15 protein-coding genes are annotated in these 17,276 nt (G+C 71.2%); 4 read left to right on the top strand and 11 right to left on the bottom strand.

The features are described 5' to 3' along the window. Nucleotides 1-3: 3 nt before the first annotated feature. The gene (locus U870_RS0108780) at nt 4-615 is read left to right on the top strand and encodes an HAD-IA family hydrolase (RefSeq protein WP_025157029.1); all 612 of its coding nucleotides are present in this window, start codon (nt 4-6) and stop codon (nt 613-615) included. An 18-nt stretch (nt 616-633) separates the two neighbouring features. Here the strand turns inward: U870_RS0108780 and U870_RS0108775 are convergent, their stop codons facing one another. Together U870_RS0108775 and U870_RS0108770 are read right to left on the bottom strand one after the other, a co-directional pair. Continuing rightward, entirely contained in the window at nt 634-1,422 is a 789-nt protein-coding gene (locus tag U870_RS0108775; RefSeq protein WP_025157028.1) for an ABC transporter permease, read from the bottom strand. After that, nucleotides 1,419-2,300 carry a daunorubicin resistance protein DrrA family ABC transporter ATP-binding protein gene (locus tag U870_RS0108770; RefSeq protein ID WP_025157027.1) on the bottom strand — a complete coding sequence of 294 codons (882 nt, stop codon included), beginning with the start codon at nt 2,298-2,300 and terminating at the stop codon, nt 1,419-1,421. Before U870_RS0108770 ends, U870_RS0108775 begins: the two co-directional genes overlap by 4 nt. A 133-nt stretch (nt 2,301-2,433) precedes the next feature. On the opposite strand from U870_RS0108770, the gene U870_RS0108765 reads away from it, so the two are divergent. Then, nucleotides 2,434-3,411 carry a TetR/AcrR family transcriptional regulator gene (locus U870_RS0108765; protein ID WP_025157026.1) on the top strand — a complete coding sequence of 326 codons (978 nt, stop codon included), beginning with the start codon at nt 2,434-2,436 and terminating at the stop codon, nt 3,409-3,411. Between the two features lie 16 nt (nt 3,412-3,427). Here the strand turns inward: U870_RS0108765 and prmC are convergent, their stop codons facing one another. Beyond that, a complete protein-coding gene (prmC, locus tag U870_RS0108760) occupies nt 3,428-4,330 on the bottom strand; it encodes a peptide chain release factor N(5)-glutamine methyltransferase (protein ID WP_025157025.1) in 903 nt (300 codons plus the stop codon). Nucleotides 4,331-4,445: 115 nt separating this feature from the next. Between prmC and cysK the strand changes: the two genes are divergently transcribed. Both cysK and epsC read left to right on the top strand, forming a co-directional pair. Further along, the gene (gene cysK, locus U870_RS0108755) at nt 4,446-5,396 is read left to right on the top strand and encodes a cysteine synthase A (RefSeq protein WP_025157024.1); all 951 of its coding nucleotides are present in this window, start codon (nt 4,446-4,448) and stop codon (nt 5,394-5,396) included. A 2-nt stretch (nt 5,397-5,398) separates the two neighbouring features. Continuing rightward, nucleotides 5,399-5,968 carry a serine O-acetyltransferase EpsC gene (epsC, locus tag U870_RS0108750; RefSeq protein WP_025157023.1) on the top strand — a complete coding sequence of 190 codons (570 nt, stop codon included), beginning with the start codon at nt 5,399-5,401 and terminating at the stop codon, nt 5,966-5,968. Between the two features lie 84 nt (nt 5,969-6,052). Here epsC and prfA read toward each other — a convergent pair whose 3' ends face one another. From prfA to argS, 8 genes are all read right to left on the bottom strand, one after another. Continuing rightward, nucleotides 6,053-7,129, bottom strand: coding sequence for a peptide chain release factor 1 (gene prfA / locus U870_RS0108745; protein ID WP_025157022.1), 1,077 nt, complete (start codon nt 7,127-7,129; stop codon nt 6,053-6,055). Nucleotides 7,130-7,228: 99 nt separating this feature from the next. Continuing rightward, nucleotides 7,229-9,421, bottom strand: a complete 2,193-nt coding sequence (rho, locus tag U870_RS0108740) for a transcription termination factor Rho (protein WP_025157021.1) — start codon at nt 9,419-9,421, stop codon at nt 7,229-7,231. 241 nt (nt 9,422-9,662) lie between these two features. After that, nucleotides 9,663-10,625: a homoserine kinase gene (thrB, locus tag U870_RS0108735; protein ID WP_025157020.1), complete on the bottom strand. Its 963-nt coding sequence runs from the start codon at nt 10,623-10,625 to the stop codon at nt 9,663-9,665. Then, a complete protein-coding gene (gene thrC, locus U870_RS0108730) occupies nt 10,622-11,722 on the bottom strand; it encodes a threonine synthase (RefSeq protein ID WP_025157019.1) in 1,101 nt (366 codons plus the stop codon). Before thrC ends, thrB begins: the two co-directional genes overlap by 4 nt. Further along, nucleotides 11,722-13,095, bottom strand: coding sequence for a homoserine dehydrogenase (locus tag U870_RS0108725; RefSeq protein ID WP_025157018.1), 1,374 nt, complete (start codon nt 13,093-13,095; stop codon nt 11,722-11,724). Before U870_RS0108725 ends, thrC begins: the two co-directional genes overlap by 1 nt. Continuing rightward, nucleotides 13,092-14,516: a diaminopimelate decarboxylase gene (lysA, locus tag U870_RS0108720; RefSeq protein WP_025157017.1), complete on the bottom strand. Its 1,425-nt coding sequence runs from the start codon at nt 14,514-14,516 to the stop codon at nt 13,092-13,094. The genes U870_RS0108725 and lysA overlap by 4 nt, the downstream gene beginning before the upstream one ends. 124 nt (nt 14,517-14,640) lie before the next feature. Then, a complete protein-coding gene (locus tag U870_RS0108715; protein ID WP_025157016.1) occupies nt 14,641-15,453 on the bottom strand; it encodes an LmeA family phospholipid-binding protein in 813 nt (270 codons plus the stop codon). A 4-nt stretch (nt 15,454-15,457) separates the two neighbouring features. Next, on the bottom strand, nt 15,458-17,146 hold the full coding sequence (gene argS, locus U870_RS0108710; protein WP_025157015.1) for an arginine--tRNA ligase: 1,689 nt from the start codon (nt 17,144-17,146) through the stop codon (nt 15,458-15,460). Between the last annotated feature and the right edge of the window lie 130 nt (nt 17,147-17,276).

The following is a 17,276-nucleotide window of genomic DNA, read 5'->3' as shown; positions in this document are numbered from 1 at the left end:
GCCGTGCTGTTCGTCTTCGACATGGACAACGTGCTCTACGAGTACGACTGGCGGCGCCGGATGGCCGGCATGTCGCGGCTGACCGGCCTGAGCCTGGACGAGCTGCGGGAGCGCTGGTGGCATCGCGAGGGCGAGTGGGCGGCCGAGGCCGGCGCGTTCGCGGACGAGGCGGTCTACCTGGGGGCGCTCCAGTCGGCGCTGCGCGTGCCGGTGACGGAGGAGGACTTCCTCCGCATCCGCGGCGACGCGATGACGCCGTGGCCGACCTCCCTGCGCGCCGTCGAGCGGGCCGCGGAGCTGGGCACGGCGACCCTCCTCACCAACAACGGTCCCCTGGTCGCCAGGAGGCTGAGCCGGCTCGCTCCCGAGCTGGTGCCGATCCTCGGGGTCGAGCACATGCGCGCCTCCTCCGATTACGGCGCGCGCAAACCGGACCCGGTCGTCTACGAGCGGGTGCTCGAACGCTACGGATCGACGCCAGAGGAGACGTTCTTCGCCGACGATCTCGTCGAGAACGTGGAGTCGGCGGCCGGTCTCGGGATCCACGCGCACCTCTTCCGCACGCCCGCCGGCCTGCTCGAGGCGGTCGAGCAGGCCGGCGAGCTGGTCGCCTGACGGAACGGGCGTCCCGGCTCAGCGCCTCCCGGCCGTGCGCCGGAACAGCCAGGCCGCCCAGACGTAGGCGCCCGCGATGATGAGGGCGCACCAGCCCAGCGCCCACCAGAGGTCCGTGCCCGGGGCGTTTCCGAACAGGAACGCCCGGATCGTCTCGATGATCGGGGTGATCGGCTGGTTCTGCGCGACCCACTGCAACCACTGGGGCATCGTGTCCGTGGGGACGAACGCGCTCGACAGATACGGCAGGAAGAGCAGCGCGAAGCCGTAGCCGGACGCGGAGGTCGGGTTCTTCGCGGCGATGCCGATCCCGGCGTAGAGCCAGGTGATCGCGAGGATGAAGAGCGCGACGATCGCGAGCGCCGCCACCCATTGGAGGACGTTCGCCGTGGGCCGGAACCCGACCAGCAGCGCCACCGCGATCACGACACCGGTCGCGACGAGGTTGCGCGCGAGGCTCGCCACGACGTGCCCGGTGACGACCCCGCGCGAGCGCAACGGCATCGTCCGGAAGCGGTCGACGATGCCGTCGCTCATGTCCTGGGCGATGTCGACGGCGGTGCTCGACGCGCCGAAGCCGGCACAGAGCAGGATGATGCCGGGGACCACGTAGTCGACGTATCCCCCGCCGCTGTCCAGCGCCCCGCCGAAGACGAAGGTGAAGAGCAGCATGAGCATGACCGGCAGGACGATCGCCATGGTGAGGGCTTCCACGTTGCGCAGCGAGTGACGGACGCTGCGACCGATGAAGACCGCGGTGCTGGTGAGAGGTGCGACGGTGGTGCGGGCGGGTGCGAGAGCGCTCATCGCACGGCCTCCTTCCGGGTGGTGAGGGCGAGGAAGGCGTCGTCGAGGCTCGGCTTGCGGATGCCGATGGACGCGCCGGGGAGGCCGAGATCGTCGAGCTCGTCGATCGCGGCGCGCAGGCCGTCGACGGTGCCGTCCGTCGGCAGCTCGCGGAGCACCTCGTCGTTGCGGCCACGCAGCTCGACGACCTCGCCGCCGACCAGGGCCTTCAGCTCGGCGGCCGTGCCCTCGGCGACGACGACGCCGCGGTCGAGCACGGCGATCCGATCGGCCAGGTGGTCGGCCTCCTCCAGGTACTGGGTGGTCAGGAGGATGGTCGTCCCGGCGCGGGCGAGACCGTCGATGATGTCCCACAGCGCCTGGCGGCTGCGGGTGTCGAGGCCCGTGGTCGGCTCGTCGAGGAAGATCACCGGCGGCGTGGCGACCAGGCTCAGCGCCAGGTCGAGCCGGCGACGCATCCCTCCGGAGTACGTCGCCACCCGCTTGCGCGCCGCACCGGCGAGGTCGAAGCTCTCGAGCAGCTCCTGCGCGCGTCGCCGCGCCCCCGGCGCGGAGTAGCCCGAGAGCCGGGCCATCATCCGCAGATTCTCCTCACCGGTCAGGACGCCGTCGACCGCGGCGGACTGACCGGTCAGGGTGATGGACTCCTTCACGCCCTCGCGGTCGGCGACGACGTCGTGACCGCAGACGGTCGCGGTGCCGCCGTCGGGGTCGACGAGGGTGGAGAGGATGGAGATGAGCGTGGTCTTGCCCGCCCCGTTCGGGCCGAGCAGGGCGAAGACGGTGCCCGCCTCCACCCGCAGATCGATGCCGTCGAGCACGGTCTGAGCGCCGAAGGCCTTGCGCAGTCCCGTGACCTCGATCGCCGCTGTCGTCATGGTGATCCCTTTCTGTGTATCAGTCAAACTGTTTATGGCGCATACGATTTGGTTTAAGTGATACACAGTTCTAGGATGGATGTCAACGACCGGCCCGGGACGCCCCGGGTCGCCACCGAGGAAGGCGGAGCCGATGCCCGATGCCGTCGAGGACGCACTCCCCCGCGCCGTCGCGCTGAGCTGGGGCGTGGCCGAGCGCCCGCAGCGCGGCCCGAAACGCGAGCTGAGCATCGAGCGGATCGTCGAGACGGCCATCGCGATCGCCGACGCCGACGGCCTCGGCGCCGTGTCGATGAGCCGCATCGCGGGCGACCTCGGGTTCACCACGATGTCGCTCTACCGCTACGTGACCAGCAAGGACGACGTGCTCGCCCTGATGCAGGACGCGGTGTGCGACGTGCCGATCCCGCCGGACGACGAGGGCGCCGCGGACTGGCGGCAGGGACTGCGCGTCTGGGCGATGGCCAGCATCCAGGTGATCGAGGCGCATCCCTGGTTCCCCGACATCCCGATCAACGGGGTGCCGATGATGCCCAACAACCTCGCCGTGCTCGACTGGGGGCTGCGCGAGATGCGCGCGCTCCCGCTGACCGAGGCGGAGAAGATGTCGGTGGCCCTGCTGCTGTCGTCCTACGCGCGTGCCGCCGGGGTCGTGGAACGCGATGTACGGCGCTCACGGCGCGAGGACGCGCCCCCGCAGAACGGTGACGCCTTCGTCGCCGCACTGGCGGAGCTGATCACGCCCGAGCGCTTCCCCGACCTCTCCCCGCTGGTCTCCGCGGGAGCCTACGTCGACGACGGCTCCGACGGGCAGGACGACTTCGCCTTCGGCCTGGAACGCATCCTCGACGGCATCGAACGCTACGTCACCGCGCGCGCGGACGGCGAACCGATCGTCGCCGCGCAGGAACGCCCCGAGCCGCTCCCGAACGACAAAGCGGTCCGGGAGGCGACCAAACAGCGCCGCGAAGCCGAGAAGGCGCTGCGGGAGGCGCGCAAGAGGGAGCGCGAGGCGATCGAGCGCGCCCGCGACCGGCTCCAGCGCGACGCGGAGAAGGCGGAGCGCGAGGCCGAGAAGGCCGCGCGGGACGCGGAGCGGCGCGGACGCTGACCCGCGGCGCGGCCGCTCAGCGCAGCGCGGTCGTCGCCCGGTCGCGCGTGGTGAGATCGCGGTGCGTTGCGGCCGCCCGCCAGCCGTCGGCCGTCAGGAGCTCCCGGATGGCGGCGCCCTGCAGCTCGCCGTGCTCGAGCACGAGGGTTCCGCCGGGGTGGAGGAGCCGCTGGGCCACGCGAGAGATCGTGCGCACGACATCCAGGCCGTCCTCGCCGCCGTAGAGAGCGGCCGCCGGATCGTACAACCGCACCTCGGGGTCGCGCGGGACGGCCGCGTCCGGAACGTAGGGCGGGTTCGAGATGACGACGTCCACCGTCCCGTCGAGCTCGGGCAGGGCGTCGGCGAGGTCGATGAAGACCGGACGGAGGTTGCCGGCGCCGGACTCGTCGACGTTGCGCCGGGTCCAGACGTACGCCTCTGGCGAGTTCTCGACGGCGAACACCCGGGCGTGCGGCACCTCCGTCGCCAGGGCGATCGCGATCGCCCCGCTGCCGGTCCCGAGGTCGACGGCCACGGGCGCGGGAGCGGGCACGGACCGCAGGGCGTCGATCGCGAACTGCGCGACCTGCTCGGTCTCCGGGCGTGGCACGAACACTCCCGGGCCGACGGCCAGCTCGAGCGAGCGGAACGCCGCCCGCCCGGTGATGTGCTGCAGCGGCTCGCGCGCGGCGCGGCGCTCGGTCAGCGCACGGAGCTGGTCGGCGTCCGCGGCCTCCAGCGACGACCCCATCACGGCGAGCGCCTGCACCCGGCCCCGGCTCACGCCGAGCACGTGGCCGAGGAGCAACTCGGCGTCGACCTCCGGATCGGGGACGCCCGCGGCGCTCAGGACCGCGACGACGCGCTCGAGCACGGAGCGGACGGTGAGCGGACCGGAGTCGTCCGGGCGCGCGGGGGCAGGGGTCTCGGGAGGCATGGCCCATCGAGCCTATCCGCATCCCGTCACACACTCCGTGCGGACACCGGGGCGGTTTAGAGTGGGACACGCTCCCATCCACGCTCCATCCGCACTCCGCCACGAGGAAGAGGCCATGTCAGAACAGGTCAAGGGTCACATCTACGCCGACGTCACCGAGACGGTGGGCCGCACGCCGCTGGTGAGACTGAACCGGCTCGCCGAGGGCACCGGCGCCACGGTGCTCGTCAAGCTGGAGTTCGCCAACCCGGCCGGCAGTGTGAAGGACCGCATCGGTGTGGCGATCATCGACGCCGCCGAGAAGGCCGGAGCGCTCCGCCCCGGCGGCACCATCGTCGAGGGCACCAGCGGCAACACCGGCATCGCCCTCGCGATGGTCGGCGCGGCCCGCGGCTACAAGGTCATCCTCACCATGCCGGAGACGATGAGCAAGGAGCGTCGCGTGCTGCTGCGCGCGTTCGGCGCCGAGATCGTCCTCACCCCCGGCCCGGACGGCATGCGCGGAGCCGTGGAGAAGGCGCAGGAGATCGTCGCCTCCTCGGACAACGCGATCTGGGCCCAGCAGTTCGCGAACGCCGCCAACCCGGCCATCCACCGCGCCACCACGGCGGAGGAGATCTGGGCGGACACGGCCGGCGAGGTCGACATCTTCGTCGCCGGCGTCGGCACCGGTGGCACGGTCACGGGCGTCGGCCAGGTGCTCAAGGAGCGCAAGCCCGGCGTGAAGGTCGTCGCGGTCGAGCCGATCGACTCCCCCATCCTGAACGGCGGCAAGCCCGGCCCGCACAAGATCCAGGGCATCGGCGCCAACTTCGTACCCGAGATCCTCGACACCACCGTCTACGACGAGGTCGCCGACGCGTCGTTCGACGACGCGATCGACATCGCCAAGAAGCTCGCCAGCCAGGAGGGCATCCTGGCCGGCATCTCCTCCGGCGCGATCGTCTGGGCCGCGCTCGAGCAGGCGAAGCGCCCCGAGAACGCCGGCAAGACCATCGTCGCCATCGTCTGCGACACCGGCGAGCGCTACATCTCCACCCCGCTGTGGGCGGACCTGCAGGACTGACGTTGCCCTTCGGACGAGTGCGGGAGGACATCCGCAACGCACGCCGGCACGACCCGGCCGCGCGGACCACCACCGAGGTCACTCTGGCGTACTCGGGGCTCCACGCGGTGTGGGCCTACCGGATCGCACACCGGATGTGGCGGTCGGGGCTGCGGACGCCCGCCCGCCTCCTCTCGCAGTTCGCGCGGTTCCTGACCGGCATCGAGATCCACCCCGGCGCCCGGATCGGCCGCCGGTTCTTCATCGATCACGGCATGGGCGTCGTCGTCGGCGAGACCACCTGGATCGGCGACGACGTGATGATCTACCACGGCGTCACGCTCGGCGGCCGCGGCAGCGGGCACGGCAAGCGCCATCCCACGATCCACGACGGCGTCATCGTCGGGGCGGGAGCGAAAGTGCTCGGCGCGATCACGATCGGCGAGCGCAGCGTGATCGGCGCCAACGCCGTCGTCACCAAGGACGCCGCGCCGGACTCCGTGCTCACCGGCGTCCCGGCGCGGGCACGCCCGCGCTCCGGCCACGAGCAGATCGCCGGCGACGACTGGCTCGACCCCGCGCTCTACATCTGAGCCCGCCGAGTACACGAACTCTCTGCGTACTCGGCGGTTTCGACCCGAGTTTCTGCGGAGTCGGGAGTTTTCGAGGCTCGCGGGTCAGTCGTTGCCGAGGTCGGCGAGGCGGGACTCTTCGTCGGCGAGGATGTTCGACTCGATGACGGGCTCGAGGGCGCCGTTCATGACGGAGTCGAGGTTGTACGCCTTGTAGCCGGTGCGGTGGTCCGCGATCCGGTTCTCCGGGAAGTTGTACGTGCGGATGCGCTCCGAGCGGTCCATCGTGCGGATCTGGCCCTTGCGGAACTCCGCAGCCTCGGCGTCCGCCTCCTCCTGCTGCTTCGCCAGCAGGCGGGCGCGCAGCACGCGCATCGCCGCCTCGCGGTTCTGCAGCTGGCTCTTCTCGTTCTGCATCGAGACGACGATCCCGGTGGGCACGTGCGTGATGCGCACCGCGGAGTCGGTCGTGTTGACCGACTGACCGCCGGGGCCCGAGGAACGGAACACGTCGATCTTGAGGTCGTTCGGGTTGATGTCGACCTCCTCCGGCTCGTCCACCTCGGGAAAGACGAGCACACCGGCGGCGGAGGTGTGGATGCGGCCCTGCGACTCGGTCGCCGGCACGCGCTGCACGCGGTGCACGCCGCCCTCGTACTTCAGGTGCGCCCAGACGCCCTCGGCGGGATCGCTCGAGGAGCCCTTGAAGGCGACCTGCACGTCCTTGATGCCGCCCAGATCGCTCGAGGTCTGCTCGATGATCTCGGCCTTCCAGCGCTTCGAGTCGGCGTAGTGCAGGTACATCCGCAGCAAGTCGCCGGCGAACAGCGCGGACTCCGCACCGCCCTCGCCCATCTTGATCTCCATGATCACGTCACGGCTGTCGTTGGGGTCGCGCGGGATGAGGAGCCTGCGCAGCTTCTCCCCCGTCTCCTCCACGGCCTGCTCGAGGCCCGGGATCTCCTCCGCGAAGGCGGCGTCCTCCGCGGCGAGCTCACGCGCAGCCTCCAGGTCGTCGGAGAGCTGCTTCCACTCGTTGTACGCGGCGACGATGCGGGAGAGTTCGGCGTAGCGGCGGTTCACCTTCTTGGAGCGGACGGGGTCGCTGTGCAGCTCCGGGTCGGACAGCTGCTGCTGCAGGTCGTCGTGCTCGGCGATGAGGGTGTTCACCGATTCGAACATGGAGGCTACTTTCTCGCGGAGGGATCCGGGCGGTCCGCCCGGGAACGGAAAAGTGCCCGCCCGGCGCGCTCGGGGCGCGACGGACGGGCACTCCGTCAGCTAGCGGTGGTCGTTCTCGTGACCGTGCGAGTGCGCGGTGCCGTGGCCGTTGGTCGGCTGCGGCATCGACTTCTGCACCTGCATCAGGAACTCGACGTTGCTCGAGGTCTCCTTCAGGCGGCCGAGCACGATCTCCAGGGCCTGCTGCTGGTCGAGCCCGGCGAGGGCGCGGCGCAGCTTCCAGGTGATCTTGACCTCGTCCTGGCCCATCAGCATCTCCTCACGGCGGGTGCCGGAGGCGTTGACGTCGACGGCCGGGAAGATGCGCTTGTCGGCCAGCTGGCGAGACAGGCGGAGCTCCATGTTGCCGGTGCCCTTGAACTCCTCGAAGATGACCTCGTCCATCTTGGAACCCGTCTCGACTAGGGCCGAGGCGAGGATGGTCAGCGATCCGCCGTTCTCTATGTTGCGCGCGGCGCCGAAGAAGCGCTTCGGCGGGTACAGCGCGGAGGCGTCCACGCCGCCGGAGAGGATGCGACCCGACGCCGGAGCGGTCAGGTTGTACGCGCGGCCCAGGCGGGTGATGGAGTCGAGCAGCACGACCACGTCGTGGCCCAGCTCCACCAGACGCTTCGCACGCTCGATGGCGAGCTCGGCGACGGTGGTGTGGTCCTCGGCGGGGCGGTCGAAGGTGGAGGCGATGACCTCGCCCTTGACCGTGCGCTGCATGTCGGTGACCTCTTCGGGACGCTCGTCCACCAGGACGACCATGAGGTGTACCTCGGGGTTGTTGGTGGTGATCGCATTGGCGATCTGCTGCATCACGATGGTCTTGCCGGCCTTGGGCGGCGCGACGATGAGGCCGCGCTGGCCCTTGCCGATCGGGGCGACCAGGTCGATGATGCGCTGCGTGACCTTGGTGGGCTCGGTCTCCAGGCGCAGGCGGTCCTGCGGGTAGAGCGGCGTCAGCTTGCCGAACTCGACGCGGTTGGCCGCCTCCTCGACGCTCTGGCCGTTGATGGAGTCGACCTTGACCAGCGCGTTGTACTTCTGGCGGCTGTTGTTCTCGCCCTCGCGCGGCTGGCGGATGGCGCCGACGACGGCGTCACCCTTGCGCAGGCTGTACTTCTTGACCTGGCCGAGGGAGACGTAGACATCGCTCGCGCCCGGGAGGTAGCCGGTGGTGCGGACGAACGCGTAGTTGTCCAGCACGTCCAGGATGCCCGCGACGGGGAGCAGCACGTCGTCGTCGGCGAGCTCGGGCTCGAACTCGTCGCCGGGGGCGCCGCGGCGCTTGCGGTTGCGGTCGCGATCCCGGTAGCGGCCGGAGCGCTCGCCCTCGCCGTCCTGCTGCTGCTGCTGCTGCGCACGTCCCTGCTGACCCTGGCGCTGCTCGTCGCCGCTCTGCAGATCCTTCGGCTGGCCCTGCTGGCGGTCGCCCGTGGCCTGGCCCTGGTTGCCGTTCTGGTTCTGCCCGCCGTTGCCGTTCTGGCTCTGCCCGCCGTTGCCGTTCTGGTTCTGGCCGCTGTTCTTGTTGCGGTTGCGGTTGCGACGGCTGGAGCGGGACTGCTGCTCGCCCTCGGCCGGCGCCTGCGCGTCGCCCTGCTCGGCCGGAGCGTTCTGCTCGGCCTCGCCGGTCTGCTCGGCCGGCTGCTCGCCCGCCTGCTCCGGAGCCGCGCCCTGGGCGCCGCCCTGACCGCGTCCGCGGCGACGGCGACCGCCGGTCTGCCCCTCGCGCTGCGCCTGCTCGCGCGATGCGAGGGCCGAGTCGAGGAGGGCGTCGACGTCGGGGATGAGCGACTCGACGCCGGTCTCCCCCGAGTTGACGTGGCCGGCGGCGGTGAGGCTGGTGCCGTCGGGGCTGGACGCCCGACGCGAGCCGCGACGGCGCGGCTCCGCGGTCTGCGGTGCGGCATCCGCCACGGCGGTGTCGGCGGGCGCCACCGTCTCGGCGGCGGCCGGCTCGGCGATGAGCGGCTCGAGCAGCACCTGCGACGCGGCGGTCGCGTGGTCGGCCGGCTGCTCGTCGATCGGGAGCTCGACGACCGTCTCGACCGGAGCGGCGGCCGCGACCGTCGCCTCCGGCTGCGCGGCGGCACGGGCCGCCGCGATCGCCTCGACGAGCTCGCCCTTGCGAAGCTTGCTGGCGCCCTGGAGCCCGAGCTGGGAGGCGAGAGCCTGGAGCTCCGCCACCTTGAGCGAGGTCAGGTCGCTGGTGTCCACGCCCCCGGCGTGGAGTTCGACATCAGTCACTGAAGAGGATTCCTTTCCCCCGACGCGCTCTCTGCGCGTCGCTGTGGAGCACTCGTCACATGAACTGCCTTGACCGAGCGGCGTTCTGATCCGCGCTACGGTGCGCCCCGGGGATCCGGGCACGCAGGCAGGAATGACGGCATGATTGCTTTGAGATCACCCGGAAGCTGAATTCGCTCGTGAGACGGGGTCTTCACGGGTGCACGCACAGTTTACCACCTCGCCCCCGGCGTTTTTGACGCTAGGCGACGGGCGTGTCCGCGCTCTCCACGGCGAGCGGGGTGACCGTCGCGCCCTTGAAGTCGACCGCCAGCATCAGCGGCTGCCAGGCGGTCTCCGCGGAGGCCGCGACGAGCTCCGCGGCGGCGAGCCGCTGGCTCGGATCGCTGCAGAGCACGAGAATCGACGGCCCGGCCCCGGAGACGACGGCCGCGAAGCCCTGCTCGCGCAGAAGCGTGATGAGACGGTTGGTCTCGGGCATCGCCGAGGCACGGTAGCTCTGGTGGAGCTTGTCCTCGGTGGCGGCGTGCAGCAGCTCGGGGCTCTGGATGAGAGCCGCGACGAGCAGCGCGGAGCGGGAGACGTTGAAGACGGCGTCCTCGTGCGGCACGGACTCCGGCTGGAGGCTGCGCGCGAGCGCCGTCGACATGACGTGCGACGGGACGAGCACGAGCGGCGATACACCGCGGTGCACGATGAGCTTCTTGAACTGCGGCCCCTGCGGGGTGACCCACGCGATCGTGAGGCCGCCGAACAGGGCGGGCGCCACGTTGTCGGGGTGCCCCTCCATGTCGTTCGCCAGCGCGAGCAGGGCCTGAGCGTCGAAATCGACCACGCCGTCGAGCAGCCCCTTCGCGGCCATGATGCCGGAGACGATCGCGGCGCCGGAGGAGCCCATCCCCCGGCCGTGCGGGATGCTGTTGCGCGCCACCAGGTTCAGCCCGGGCATGGGGTGCCCGACCGAGGCGAAGGTGTGCGCGATCGCGCGGACGACCAGGTTGGTCTCGTCGGTCGGCACCTCCCCGGCGCCCACGCCGATGACCTCGACGGTCGCGCCGGGCTCGTCGCGGACGGTGACCTGCAGTTCGTCGTAGAGCGCGAGCGCGAGGCCGAGCGTGTCGAAGCCCGGACCGAGGTTGGCGCTGGTGGCGGGCACCTTGACAGCGACGGAGCGGCCGCGCAGGGCGTCGGCCGAGGACGTCACGCCGTCGCTCCGGAGGAGAGGCCGAGCACATCGGCGATGGCGGCGGTGTCGACCGGGACGACCGTCGGCTGCACGTCGGAGCCGTCCGCCGTGCGGAGGGCCCACTGCGGGTCCTTCAGGCCGTGGCCGGTGACGGTGAGGACGACGGTCGAACCCGCCGGGATCACTCCGGCCTCTGCCCGCTCCAGCAGACCGGCGACGCTGATCGCCGAGGCCGGCTCGACGAAGATGCCGACCTCCGAGGAGAGGATGCGGTGCGCTTCGAGGATCTTCGCGTCGTCGATCGCTCCGAAGTAGCCGTCGCTGTCGTCGCGGGCGTTGAGCGCGAGCTCCCACGAGGCCGGGTTGCCGATGCGGATCGCGGTGGCGATCGTGTCCGGGTCCTTGACCGGGTGGCCGAGCACGATCGGGGCGCTGCCAGCGGCCTGGAAGCCGAACATCCGGGGCAGCTTCGTGGTCTCGCCGCGCTGCAGCTCCTCGGTGTAGCCGCGGTGATAGGCGGTGTAGTTGCCGGCGTTGCCGACCGGCACGATGTGGAAGTCCGGCGCGTCGCCGAGCGCCTCGACGACCTCGAACGCGGCCGTCTTCTGACCCTCGATGCGGTCCGGGTTCACCGAGTTGACGAGGTGCACCGGGTAATTGGTGGCCAGATCGCGGGCGATGTCGAGGCAGTCGTCGAAGTTGCCCTGCACCTGCAGCAGCTGCGCGTTGTGCGCGATGGCCTGGCTGAGCTTGCCCATCGCGATCTTGCCCTCCGGCACGAGCACGACGGCCTGGATGCCGGCGTGGGTCGCGTACGCGGCCGCCGAGGCGGAGGTGTTGCCGGTGGAGGCGCAGATGACGGCCTTCGCGCCGTGCTCGACGGCCTTCGAGATCGCCATGGTCATTCCGCGGTCCTTGAAGGAGCCGGTCGGGTTCATGCCCTCGAACTTCACGTAGACGTCCGCTCCCGTGCGCGCGGAGAGCGCGGCGGCCGGGATGAGCGGGGTGCCGCCCTCGCCGAGCGTCACGATCGGCGTCGCCTCGGAGATGTTCAGGCGGTCCGCGTACTCGCGGAGGACACCACGCCACTGACGGCTGTAGGACTTCTCGGGCATTACGATCCTTCGACTCGGAGAACGGAAGAGATGGCGGTCACGACGTCGCTCGCCGCGAGCGCCTCGACGGTGGCCGCGAGCGCGGCCTCCTCGGCTTCGTGGGTACCGATGACCAGGGTAGCGGTGGGCGCCCCCGGGCCGTGAATCGCCGACGCCTGACCGGAGAGCACGGCTCCGGCGACGGCGACGGCGCCCGTCGTGCTGGGGACGGACTGCTGCATGGTCTCGACGCTGACGCCGCCGTCGCTCAGGATGCGCGCGACCGCCGCGAGCACACCGGGCTGGTCCGTCACGTCGAGCGTGATCTGGTAGCGGGTGACCACACGGCCGATGTCGAGCACCGGGAGGTCGGCATGGGTGGACTCCGCGACGCCCGGGCCTCCGACGACGTGGCGGCGGGCGGCCGAGACGACGTCGCCCAGCACGGCGGAGGCGGTCTCGACGCCGCCGGCGCCCGCGCCGTAGAACATGAGGTCGCCCGCGGCGCCCGCCTGGACGAAGACGGCGTTGTGCGCGCCGTGCACGGCGGCGAGCGGGTGGTGCCGGTCGATCAGGGCCGGGTAGACGCGGGCCGAGACACCCTCCTCCCCCGTCTCCGGGTCGGTCAGGCGCTCGCAGATCGCCAGCAGCTTGATGACGGCGCCGGCCTCGCGGGCCGCCTCCACCTGGGACGTGGTGATGCCCGTGATGCCCTCGCGGTAGACGCGCTCCAGCGGAACGGTGGTGTGGAAGGCGAGGCTGGCGAGGATGGCCGCCTTCTGCGCCGCGTCGTACCCGCCGATGTCCGCCGTCGGGTCGGCCTCGGCGTAGCCGCGCTCGGTGGCGGTCGCCAGGGCGTCCTGCAAGCTCTCGCCGTTGATGTCCATCCGGTCGAGGATGAAGTTGGTGGTGCCGTTGACGATGCCGAGGATGCGGTTGACCCGGTCGCCTGCCAGGCTGTCGCGCAACGGACGGATGATCGGGATGGCGCCGGCGACGGCCGCCTCGTAGTAGAGCTGCGCGCCGACCTGCTCGGCGGCCTCGAACAGCTCCGGTCCGTGCGTGGCGAGCAGCGCCTTGTTGGCGGTGATCACGTCCGCGCCGGAGTTGAGCGCCTCCAGCACGTAGCCGCGGGCGGGCTCGATGCCGCCCATCAGCTCCACCACGATGTCGGCGCCGAGGATGAGGGAGCTCGCGTCGGTGGTGAACAGCTCGCGCGGCAGGTCGACATCGCGCGGGGCGTCGACGTCGCGGACGGCGATGCCGACGAGCTCGAGCTTCGCGCCGACGCGCGAGGCGAACTCGTCGCCCTGCTCCAGCAGCAGGCGTGCCACCTGCGAGCCGACCGAACCGGCCCCGAGGAGGGCGACGCGGAGGTTGCGGTACTCGATCATCGGTTGACTCCTTCACCGGCGGTGCCGTCGTACGCGGCGTCGCGCGCCAGCAGATCCGCCTCGGTCTCGCCGCGCACGATCACGCGGGCGACGCCGTCGCGCACCGCGATCACGGGCGGACGGCCCAGATAGTTGTAGTTGCTCGCCAGCGACCAGCAGTAGGCGCCGGTGGCCGGCACGGCGAGCAGGTCGCCGGGCCGGACGTCGGAGGGGAGGTACTCGGCGTCCACGACGATGTCGCCGCTCTCGCAATGCTTGCCGGCGACGCGCACGAGCGCCGGGGCGGCGGACGAGACGCGGCCGGCGATCCGGGCGGAGTAGTCCGCGCCGTAGAGGGCGGTGCGGGCGTTGTCGCTCATCCCGCCGTCCACGCTCACGTAGCGTCGCACGGCGGTCTCGCCGTCGTCCTCGGCCGCGACCAGCACGTCCTTGGTGGTGCCCACCGTGTACAGGGTCAGGCCGGCGGTTCCGATGATCAGGCGGCCCGGCTCGAAGGCGACCACCGGGGTCGGGATGTCGAGTTCCGCGCATCCCGCCGCCACCGTCTCGGCGATCCGGCGGGCCAGCTCGTCGATGGGCGTGGGGTCGTCGGCGGCGGTGTACGCGATCCCGAAGCCGCCGCCGAGGTTGAGCTCGGGGACGTCGCCGCCCGCGAGCAGGTCGCGGTGCACGGCGAGCAGCCGGGCGGCGGACTCGGCGAACCCGTCCGCCCCGAAGATCTGGGAGCCGATGTGGCAGTGCAGGCCGCGGAAGTCGAGGCCCTCGTGCGACCGGATGCGCGCCACGGCGTCGGCGGCGTCCGCGAGGGCGATGCCGAACTTCTGGTCCTCGTGCGCGGTCGCCAAGAAGGCATGGGTGTGGGCGTGGACGCCGCTGTTGACCCGCAGCCGCACGCGCTGGACGCGCCCGTGGCGCTCCGCAGCGGCCGCCACGCGCTCGATCTCCTGCAGGCTGTCGATGATGATCGCCCCGACGCCGACGGAGACGGCCCGGTCGATCTCCCCTTCCGACTTGTTGTTGCCGTGGAAGCCGAGCCGCTCGGGGTCGACGCCTGCGGCGAGGGCCACGGCCAGCTCCCCGCCCGAGCAGACGTCGATGTTGAGGCCGGCGTCGGCCATCCAGCGCGCGACCTCGATCGAGAGGAACGCCTTGCCCGCGTAGTACACGGTGGCCGCGCTGCCGACCTCGGCGAACGCCGTCTGCAGGGCGTCGCGCACCTCGACGGCGCGCTCGCGCGCCTCCTGCTCGTCGATCACGTAGATCGGCGTGCCGAAGCGGGAGGCCAGGTCGGACGCGCGCACGCCTCCGACGCTGATCTCCTCATCGTCGCGCGCCACCGTGCGCGACCAGAGACCGGGGACGAGCGCGTTGGCGTCGTCCGGAACATGCAGCCACGGGGGCGCGAGCGGATTCGGAGCCATAGGGACAACCTCACGGGAGCGACGAGTGGGGGGGTCTCTCAGGCGAGCGGACCCGGATTGGCCCCTGAAGCCGGTGGAGAAGTATCAGAAGTCTACCGATGCGCTCGGCCGCCTCCCGACAGTGTTACGAGCAGTGCCCCTTGCTCTGCAGGAACGTGGCGTCCAGGACGAAATCGCTCGCGGTGAGCGTGACGGTGGCGTGGCCCGGCGTCACGGCGATGTCGGAGACCTGGACGCCGTCCGGGAGGTACTGCGCGGTGCAGACCGGGAAGGGCCCCTTGTCGGTGAGCGCCTGCAGCAGGCGGGTCAGGTTGACGTCGGCGCCGGAGCCGGTGTCGAGGGAGGCCTTGTCCGGCTGGAGCTGGACGGTGTCGCCGTGCGCCGTCGGCGTGGCCGTGACCGAGTAGCCGACCGGGAGCCCCAGGAGGTCGATGCTCCCCTGGTATCCGATGACGCCGTCGCCGAGGGTGATGTCGCCGGTCGCGCCCGGAATGGTCACCAGGGTGTTCAACGAGGACTGCGAGATGCTGAGGGTGCCCGTCGCCGCCGCGATCGGCTTGCTGAAGTCGGCCGGGACCCCGGTCGCCACGATGGACGCGCTGAGCGGCGCACCCTTCACGGTCAGCTTCGGCGCGTCGAGCTCGACGCGCTGGAACGAGCCCGCCAGGTACTGCTGCAGCACCGAGACGCCCCCGATGTGCACCTGGACGTCGCCCTTCACCTCCGCCGGCAGGTTCTTCTCGATCTCCGACGACACCCGCTGCTCGGCGTACGCGCGCGCGGCGACGTCGGCGACGACCAGGAGCACGATCAGGATCGCGAGCGGGATCAGCGTCCACAGCAGCACCCGCGCCCAGCGCGGGCGGCGCGCACGCGCGGTCGCCGGAGCGGCCGCCGTGGCGGGCTCGGGGACGATCTCGGTGGGCTGCTCGCTCATCCGCTCACATCCGCTCGGGAGCGGACACCCCCACCAGCCCGAGGCCGTTGCGGATGACCTGACCGGTGGCGTCGTTGAGCCACAGGCGGGTACGGTGCGCGTCGGTGACCGGCTCGTCGCCGAACGGGATCACGCGGGTGGAGCCGTCGCGGACCGCGTACCAGGCGTGGTAGAGACCGGCGACCTCCTCGATGTAGCGGGCGACGCGGTGCGGCTCGCGCAGCTCGGCCGCCTGGGCGACCACCCGCGGGAACTCCTGCAGAGCGCCGAGCAGGGCGCTCTCGGTCTCGTGGGTGAGCAGTTCCGGCGTGAACACGCTGCGGTCGACCCCGGCCTTCTCGGCGTTGGCCGCGACGGAGCGCGTGCGCGCGTGGGCGTACTGGACGTAGTAGACCGGGTTCTCGTTGCTGCGCTTGCTCAGCAGGTCGAGGTCGATGTCGAGCTGCGAGTCGGTGGAGGAGCGGACCAGCGAGTACCGGGCGGCATCCACCCCGACGGCGTCGACCAGGTCGTCGAGCGTGACGATCGTGCCGGCGCGCTTGGACATCTTCATCGGCTCGCCGTCCTTGAGGAGGTTCACCATCTGGCCGATGAGGATCTGGTGGTTGACGTTCGGCACGTCGCCGAAGGCCTCGGTCATCGCCATCAGCCGGCCGATGTAGCCGTGGTGGTCGGCGCCGAGCATGATGATGTTCTGCTCGAACCCGCGCTCCCGCTTGTTCAGGTAGTAGCCGAGGTCGCCCGAGATGTAGGCGGGCTCCCCGTTGGAGCGGATGATGACACGGTCGCGGTCGTCGCCGAACGTCGTCGTGCGCAGCCACACGGCGCCGTCGGCCTCGAAGATGTGGCCCTGGTCGCGGAGGCGCTGGATGGCGCGCTCGACCGCACCCGACTCGTGCAGCGAGTCCTCGTGGAAGAACACGTCGAAGTCGACCCCGAACGCGTGCAGGCGGTCCTTGATCTCCTGGAACATCTGCGCGGTGCCCCGGGAGCGGAAGACCTCCTGCTGCTCCTCCCGCGGTAGGGCGGCGAGGTCGCCGTCGTACGACGCGGCGACGGAGGCCGCGATCTCGCCGATGTAGGCGCCGCCGTAGCCGTCCTCCGGCGTCGGCTCGCCCAGGTAGGCGGCCAGGAGGCTGCGCGCGAACCGGTCGATCTGGGAGCCGTGGTCATTGAAGTAGTACTCGCGCGTCACGTCGGCGCCGGCGGCCTGCAGGATGCGGGCGAGGCTGTCGCCCACGGCGGCCCAGCGGGCGCCGCCCATGTGGATCGGGCCGGTCGGGTTGGCGGAGACGAACTCGAGGTTCACCTTCAGCCCGTGGTAGACGTCGGTGCGGCCGTAGCTCTCGCCGGCCTCCAGGATCGTCCGGGCGAGCTGGCCGGCGGCGGCGGCGTCGAGCCGGAAGTTGATGAAGCCGGGACCGGCGACCTCGGCGGACGCGACGCCGTCGATGCCCGCGGCCGCCTCGGCGATCTCGGTCGCGAGCTCGCGCGGGTTGGCGCCGACCTTCTTGGCCAGTCGCATCGCGACGTTCGACGCCCAGTCGCCGTGCTCCCGGTTCTTCGGCCGCTCCAGCGGCACGTCGTCGAGCGTGACGGTCAGATCGCCGAGGTCCGCGCCATCCGCTCGGCGCCGGTCGACGACCGCGGTCACGATGTCGAGCAGGGCGGCGGAGAGGTCAGCGGGAGTCATGAGGATCGATTCTACCGGGAGCGCGCAGGCAACGATTGCCTCACGAATTCGTCGGGGGCGGTGACGCGGCGGAACGTCGAGACTACCCCTTGATAAGGTCGATGCGACGCACCCGCCGACACGGAAGACC

Origin of the sequence: Leifsonia aquatica H1aii, assembly GCF_000633535.1 — a bacterium.
Classification (GTDB): Bacteria; Actinomycetota; Actinomycetes; order Actinomycetales; family Microbacteriaceae; genus Leifsonia; species Leifsonia aquatica_A.
Note: the sequence above shows the minus strand (reverse complement) of the source record. Positions and strands in the feature narration are given on the sequence as shown.